The sequence below is a fragment of the Pseudomonas sp. P1_F1_2 genome (assembly GCF_056405815.1).
The window spans coordinates 46,119-53,072 of record NZ_JBFUBK010000037.1; the positions used below are offsets into that span (position 1 = coordinate 46,119).

Annotated in this window: 6 protein-coding genes; all 6 read left to right on the forward strand. The window is 58.6% G+C overall.

Annotated elements, in window-relative coordinates:
• Positions 1 to 82: 82 nt before the first annotated feature.
• On the forward strand, positions 83 to 1,381 hold the full coding sequence (locus AC1D2P_RS13415; protein ID WP_477811463.1) for an ABC transporter substrate-binding protein: 1,299 nt from the start codon (positions 83 to 85) through the stop codon (positions 1,379 to 1,381).
• A gap of 139 nt (positions 1,382 to 1,520) precedes the next feature.
• Positions 1,521 to 2,429, forward strand: a complete 909-nt coding sequence (locus AC1D2P_RS13420) for a carbohydrate ABC transporter permease (RefSeq protein WP_007974433.1) — start codon at positions 1,521 to 1,523, stop codon at positions 2,427 to 2,429.
• Positions 2,422 to 3,267: a carbohydrate ABC transporter permease gene (locus AC1D2P_RS13425; RefSeq protein ID WP_046032028.1), complete on the forward strand. Its 846-nt coding sequence runs from the start codon at positions 2,422 to 2,424 to the stop codon at positions 3,265 to 3,267. The genes AC1D2P_RS13420 and AC1D2P_RS13425 overlap by 8 nt, the downstream gene beginning before the upstream one ends.
• Before the next feature lie 4 nt (positions 3,268 to 3,271).
• Entirely contained in the window at positions 3,272 to 4,432 is a 1,161-nt protein-coding gene (locus AC1D2P_RS13430) for an ABC transporter ATP-binding protein (RefSeq protein ID WP_223525669.1), read from the forward strand.
• A gap of 128 nt (positions 4,433 to 4,560) precedes the next feature.
• The gene (locus AC1D2P_RS13435) at positions 4,561 to 5,907 is read left to right on the forward strand and encodes a carbohydrate porin (RefSeq protein WP_477758452.1); all 1,347 of its coding nucleotides are present in this window, start codon (positions 4,561 to 4,563) and stop codon (positions 5,905 to 5,907) included.
• 144 nt (positions 5,908 to 6,051) lie between these two features.
• Positions 6,052 to 6,906, forward strand: coding sequence for a D-hexose-6-phosphate mutarotase (locus AC1D2P_RS13440; protein ID WP_109785090.1), 855 nt, complete (start codon positions 6,052 to 6,054; stop codon positions 6,904 to 6,906).
• The last annotated feature ends 48 nt before the right edge of the window (positions 6,907 to 6,954 follow it).

The window sequence follows — 6,954 nt, forward strand, 5'->3', positions numbered from 1 at the left end:
GCGAGGGGATAACTCCTGTTTAAAATCCTATGCAGCGCAAGCACCAGACTTGCATGCATAACAACAAGAAAGGTACTTCTAGATGAATGCGATTTCTCGCCTCGCTACTGTCATTTCTCTCGCCTCCCTGTCTGCGCTCCCTCTCAGTGTGCTTGCCGCCGAATCCAAAGGTTCCGTGGAAGTTGTTCACTGGTGGACGTCGGGTGGTGAAAAAGCWGCRGTCGATGTGYTCAARGCKCARGTYGAAAAAGACGGCTTCRYCTGGAAAGACGGCGCWGTCGCYGGCGGYGGTGGYTCYACGGCCATGACCGTGCTCAAAAGCCGCGCCGTAGCKGGTAACCCGCCGGGCGTCGCACAGATCAAAGGCCCGGACATCCAGGAGTGGGGCAGCACTGGCCTGCTCAGCACCGACGCGTTGAAAGACGTTTCCAAGTCGGAAAACTGGGATGGCCTGCTGTCCAGGAAAGTCTCCGATACCGTGAAGTACGAAGGTGACTACGTCGCCGTTCCGGTGAACATTCACCGTGTGAACTGGCTGTGGATCAACCCGGAAGTGTTCAAGAAAGCCGGGATCGAAAAAGCCCCGACCACCCTCGAAGAATTCTATGCCGCTGGCGACAAGCTCAAAGCCGCAGGCTTCATCGCCCTGGCCCACGGCGGTCAGCCTTGGCAGGACAGCACCGTGTTTGAAGACGTGGTGCTCTCGGTAATGGGCGCCGACGGTTACAAGAAAGCCCTGGTTGACCTGGACCAGAAAACCCTCTCCGGCCCGGAGATGACCAAGTCGTTCACCGAACTGAAAAAAATCACCGGCTACATGGACCCGAACCGCGCCGGTCGTGACTGGAACATCGCCGCCGCCGACGTCATCGGCGGCAAGGCCGGCATGCAGATGATGGGCGACTGGGCGAAAAGCGAATGGACAGCGGCGAAGAAAGTCGCGGGCAAGGACTACCAGTGCGTACCGTTCCCGGGCACCGAAAAAGCCTTCACCTACAACATCGACTCCCTGGCGGTGTTCAAGCTCAAAGCGGATCGCAAGGGTGACATCGCTGCCCAGCAAGACCTGGCCAAGGTCGCATTGGGCACTGACTTCCAGAAAGTCTTCAGCATGAACAAAGGGTCGATCCCGGTGCGTAACGACATGCTGAATGAAATGGACAAGCTCGGCTTCGACGAGTGCGCCCAGAAGTCAGCGAAGGACTTCGTTGCGGACGACAAGACGGGCGGCCTGCAACCGAGCATGGCGCACAACATGGCCACCTCCCTGGCCGTACAGGGCGCGATCTTCGATGTGGTCACCAACTTCATGAACGACAAGGATGCTGACCCGGCCAAGGCCAGCGCCCAACTGGCATCGGCTGTCAAAGCGGCCCAGTAATCCCCTGTAGGAGCTGAGCTAGCTCGCGATAGCGGTGTGACAGTCGACATCTCTTTTGAATGTCAGTCCGTCATCGCGAGCAAGCTCGGCTCCCACAAGGGCTGTGTCGATCTCACTTCTCTCCACCTGGATTATCCCGATGAGCTCTGTGGCGGTTTTCAGCAAAGCCTCACCGTTCGATGCGCTGCAACGCTGGTTACCCAAGTTGGTACTGGCGCCGAGCATGCTGATCGTGTTGGTTGGTTTCTACGGTTACATCATCTGGACGTTCATTCTGTCCTTTACCAATTCCAGCTTCATGCCGAGCTACAAGTGGGTCGGCCTGCAGCAATACATGCGCCTGATGGACAACGATCGCTGGTGGGTCGCGAGCAAAAACCTCGCGGTGTTCGGCGGCATGTTCATCGGTATCAGCCTGGTGCTCGGCGTGTTCCTCGCCGTGTTGCTGGACCAGCGCATTCGCAAGGAAGGTTTCATTCGCACCGTTTACCTGTACCCGATGGCGCTCTCGATGATCGTCACCGGTACCGCATGGAAATGGCTGCTCAACCCAGGCCTGGGTCTGGACAAGATGCTGCGTGACTGGGGCTGGGAAGGCTTTCGCCTCGACTGGCTGGTGGATCAGGATCGCGTCGTCTACTGCCTGGTGATCGCCGCTGTGTGGCAAGCCTCCGGGTTTGTCATGGCAATGTTCCTCGCCGGTCTGCGCGGTGTCGATCAGTCGATCATCCGTGCTGCCCAGGTCGACGGTGCAAGCCTGCCGACCATCTACCTGAAGATCGTTTTGCCGAGCCTGCGCCCGGTGTTCTTCAGTGCCTTCATGATCCTTGCGCACATCGCAATCAAGAGCTTCGACCTGGTCGCGGCGATGACGGCGGGCGGCCCCGGCTACTCGTCCGACCTGCCGGCGATGTTCATGTATTCCTTCACCTTCAGCCGTGGCCAGATGGGCATCGGTTCGGCCAGCGCCATGCTCATGCTCGGTGCCGTGCTGACCATCCTCGTGCCGTACCTGTACTCCGAGCTGCGAGGCAAACGCCATGACTGATCAATTCGGAAAACGCAGCCTCAGCTTCAGCCGGGTCGCCATATACGCCACGCTGCTGCTCGCAGCGGCGGTGTACCTGATCCCGCTGGTGGTGATGCTGCTGACCAGCTTCAAATCTCCGGAAGACATCCGCACCGGCAACTTGCTGAGCTGGCCGACCGTAATTGACGGTATCGGCTGGATCAAGGCCTGGGACGTGGTCGGCGGCTATTTCTGGAACTCGGTGAAGATCACCGTGCCGGCGGTGCTGATTTCCACCTTCATCGGTGCCATGAACGGTTACGTACTGTCGATGTGGCGTTTCCGTGGCTCGCAACTGTTCTTCGGCCTGCTGTTGTTCGGCTGCTTCCTGCCGTTCCAGACCGTGCTGTTGCCTGCCTCGTTCACCCTCGGCAAGTTCGGCCTGGCTAACACCACCACCGGCCTGGTGCTGGTGCACGTGGTCTACGGCCTGGCGTTCACCACRCTGTTCTTCCGCAACTACTACGTGAGCATTCCGGATGCACTGGTCAAGGCTGCACGCCTGGACGGTGCGGGCTTCTTCACGATCTTCCTGAAGATCCTGCTGCCGATGTCGATCCCGATCGTGATGGTCTGCCTGATCTGGCAGTTCACTCAAATCTGGAACGACTTCCTGTTCGGCGTGGTGTTCGCCAGTGGCGATGCCCAGCCAATTACCGTGGCCCTGAACAACCTGGTCAACACCAGCACCGGGGCCAAGGAATACAACGTTGATATGGCCGCCGCGATGATCGCCGGGCTGCCGACACTGCTGGTCTACATATTCGCTGGCAAGTATTTCCTGCGTGGGCTGACGTCCGGCGCGGTCAAGGGGTAGAAACATGGCAACTCTCGAATTACGCAACGTCAACAAGACCTACGGTGCCGGTTTGCCGGACACTCTGAAAAACATCGAACTGAAGATCGATGACGGTGAGTTCCTGATCCTGGTAGGGCCATCGGGCTGCGGTAAATCCACGCTGATGAACTGCATCGCCGGCCTGGAAACCATCAGCGGCGGCGCAATCCTGGTGGACGACGCCGACATCAGCGGCATGAGCCCCAAGGATCGCGACATCGCCATGGTGTTCCAGTCCTACGCGCTGTACCCGACCATGAGTGTGCGCGACAACATCGCGTTCGGCCTGAAGATCCGCAAAATGCCGACTGCCGAAATCGACGAAGAAGTCGCTCGCGTCGCCAAATTGCTGCAGATCGAACACCTGCTCACTCGCAAGCCGGGCCAGCTCTCCGGTGGTCAACAACAGCGTGTCGCCATGGGCCGGGCCCTGGCGCGGCGACCGAAGATTTACCTGTTCGACGAACCGCTGTCCAACCTCGACGCCAAGCTGCGGGTCGAGATGCGCACCGAAATGAAACTGATGCACCAGCGCCTGAAAACCACCACGGTCTACGTGACCCACGACCAGATCGAAGCGATGACCCTGGGCGACAAAGTGGCGGTGATGAAGGACGGGATCATCCAGCAGTTCGGCACGCCGAAAGACATCTACAACAACCCGGCCAACCTGTTCGTGGCGAGCTTCATCGGCTCGCCACCGATGAACTTCATCCCCCTGCGTTTGCAGCGCAAGGACGGTCGTCTGGTTGCATTGCTCGACAGCGGCCAGGCCCGTTGCGAGTTGCCACTGGGCATGCAGGATGCCGGCCTCGAAGACCGCGAAGTGATCCTGGGCATGCGCCCTGAACAGATCGTGTTGGCCAATGGCGAACCGAACGGATTGCCGACCATTCGCGCTGAAGTCCAGGTCACCGAGCCAACCGGCCCCGACACCCTGGTGTTCGTCAATCTCAATGACACCAAAGTCTGCTGCCGTCTGGCACCAGACGTCGCACCGGCACCGGGCGAGACACTGACCCTGCAATTCGACCCATCGAAAGTGCTGCTGTTCGACGCCAGGACGGGTGAGCGTTTGGGGGTGGCGGGCTTGCCGAAAAGCGAAATGCACGCTGACAACGTGGCCCAATTCAAAGGCCGCTGAAAATAAAAAGTGTGGGAGCAGGCTCGCTCCCACAGGGGGATACGCGGCGGATGGCCTGTCGTCCGCTGCAACCGATGTCACCGCGTTAGAAAAAGAAAAGTTAATAACAATAAAACGAGGATGTAGGGATGAAGAAGAACAACAACGCTCAGCTTATCTGCCAGTTGTCAGCTGTTGCAGTGATGATGATTGCCGGTAGCGCACACGCGGCTGATGCGTTCAGCGCCGACTCCGAATGGATGACCGGTGATTGGGGTGGCGAGCGGACCAAGCTGATCGAGCAGGGCATCGACATCAAAATGGATTACGTCGGTGAAGTCGGCGGCAACCTCCATGGCGGTTTCAACGACGACAAAACGGCTCGTTACGCAGACCAGTTTGGCCTTGGGGCAGCACTGGACCTGCAAAAACTGTTTGGCTGGGATAACACTCAGGCCAAGATCCAGCTCACCAACCGTAACGGTGAGAACATCTCCAATGACCGTATCGGCGACCCGCGTGCTGGCACCTTGAGTTCCTCCCAGGAAGTCTATGGCCGTGGTCACATGGTCCGTCTGACCCAGTTGTGGATCAAGCACCAGTTCTTCGACAATAAACTGGACATCAAGGCCGGTTACTTCGGCGAAGGCGAAGACTTCAACACCTTCCCATGCGAGTTCCAGAACCTGGCGTTCTGTGGTTCCCAGGTGGGTAACTGGGCCACCAACATCTGGTACAACTGGCCGGTCATGCAGGCTGCGGTCCGCGTGAAGTACAACATCTCGCCTGAGTTCTATGCGCAGATCGGCGCGTACAACCAGAACACGTCGCAACTGGAGCACGGTAACGGCTTCAAACTCAGCGGCAGTGGTACCAACGGCACCGTCCTGCCAGTCGAACTGGTCTGGTTGCCTAACCCTGGCAACCTGCCGGGCGAATACCGTGTCGGTTACTACAAAAGCACGGCCAAGGCCGATGACGTTCTCAAGGACGACAACGGCAATGATGCGGCCACCAGCGGTAACGCCTATCGCAGCCACAGCAGCAAGCACGGTTACTGGTTCGTTGCACAGCAACAACTCACCAGCCACAACGGTGACAAGTCCCGCGGTCTGAACATTGCAGCCAACGCCACGTTCCACGACAAGGACACCAACATTGTCGACAACTACCAGTCGTTGATGTTTGTGTACAAGGGCCCGTTCGATGCGCGTCCTAAAGATGACATGGGCATCGGTTTCGCCCGTATCCATGTCAACGATGACGTGAAGAAAAACGCCGAGGCGGTCAACGCTGCCAACAATGTGACTGAGTACGAGGATCCACTGTTCTCGCCACTGCGGACCACTGAATACAACTACGAACTCAACTACGGCTTCCACGTTACCAACTGGCTGACCGTGCGTCCTAACCTGCAATACGTCACTCACCCAGGCGGTGTGGATGAAGTCGACAACGCGCTGGTAGCCGGCCTGAAAATTCAGTCGGTGTTCTAACGCTGTTGCGATAAGCTCCTCTCTATGTGCGCATGTTTGCGGACAGCCAAGGCTGTCCGCTTTTTTTTGGGAGGCCTTAGAGGGCCTGTGGCGCACTGGGCACAACAGTAAGAGTACCCCCATTGATTTTCAGGACCGTGGCACATGCATGAGCATCCGCTACAACGCTTCTTCAAATCCTTGCGCGAACGTCCGGTGTTTGCGTGGGAGCGCTATCAGAAGCGCGACGTGTTGGTGATCGACCATCCGCTGTGTCAGGCCGTGTTCAGTCGCCAGGGCGCGCAGTTGCTGCACTTCCAGCCAACGGGTCAAAAACCCTGGCTGTGGTGCGCGGCGAAGTGGCCGCAGGTCGGCGCGATTCGGGGTGGCGTGCCGGTGTGCTGGCCGTGGTATGGCCGTCATCCGAGCGAGAATGCGTGGCCATCTCATGGCTGGGCGCGGTTGATCGACTGGAAGCTGCTCGACAGCCGCCATGACGACGATGGCGTGCGATTGCACTGGCAGCTTCAATTGTGTGACTGGCAAGTGGACTTGCACGCCCACCTTGGCGAACGCATGGAATTGCGCCTGAGCACCGAGCATCAGGACGACATGCCGTGCCAGTTGAGCCAGGCTTTGCATGCTTACTGGCGTATTGGCGATGTCAGCGAGATAGCGCTGTCTGGGCTCGATGGCGTGCAGGGTTACGACCATTTGAATCGCCAGAGTTGTCAGCAGGATGGTGAGTTGAGGGTCGATGGCGGGTGCCAGCGAGTGTTCCAGCAAGACGGCGAATTGCAACTCAAGGACCACGCCTGGCAGCGTGAGTTGTGCATCGATACGGGTGACGAGGCGGACACGGTGGTCTGGCATCCGGGCTCGCGGCCGTTGCTGGGGGTGAGCTGGAATGAAATATCAGAGTTTGTGTGTGTGGAAGCGGCCAGTGGCGGCACCCACAGCCTGAGCCTGGCGCCGGGACAGAAGGCGCATTTGAGTTTGCAGGCGCGGGTAGGGGCTTAGCGCAGATCAAAAGATCGCAGCCTCGTTTCACTCGACAGCTCCTACAGG

Coding starts and splice junctions, on each gene's coding strand:
- AC1D2P_RS13420 (WP_007974433.1), top strand. CDS start 1,521: ATGAGCTCTGTGGCGGTTTTCAGCAAAGCCTCACCGTTCGATGCGCTG.
- AC1D2P_RS13430 (WP_223525669.1), top strand. CDS start 3,272: ATGGCAACTCTCGAATTACGCAACGTCAACAAGACCTACGGTGCCGGT.
- AC1D2P_RS13435 (WP_477758452.1), top strand. CDS start 4,561: ATGAAGAAGAACAACAACGCTCAGCTTATCTGCCAGTTGTCAGCTGTT.
- AC1D2P_RS13440 (WP_109785090.1), top strand. CDS start 6,052: ATGCATGAGCATCCGCTACAACGCTTCTTCAAATCCTTGCGCGAACGT.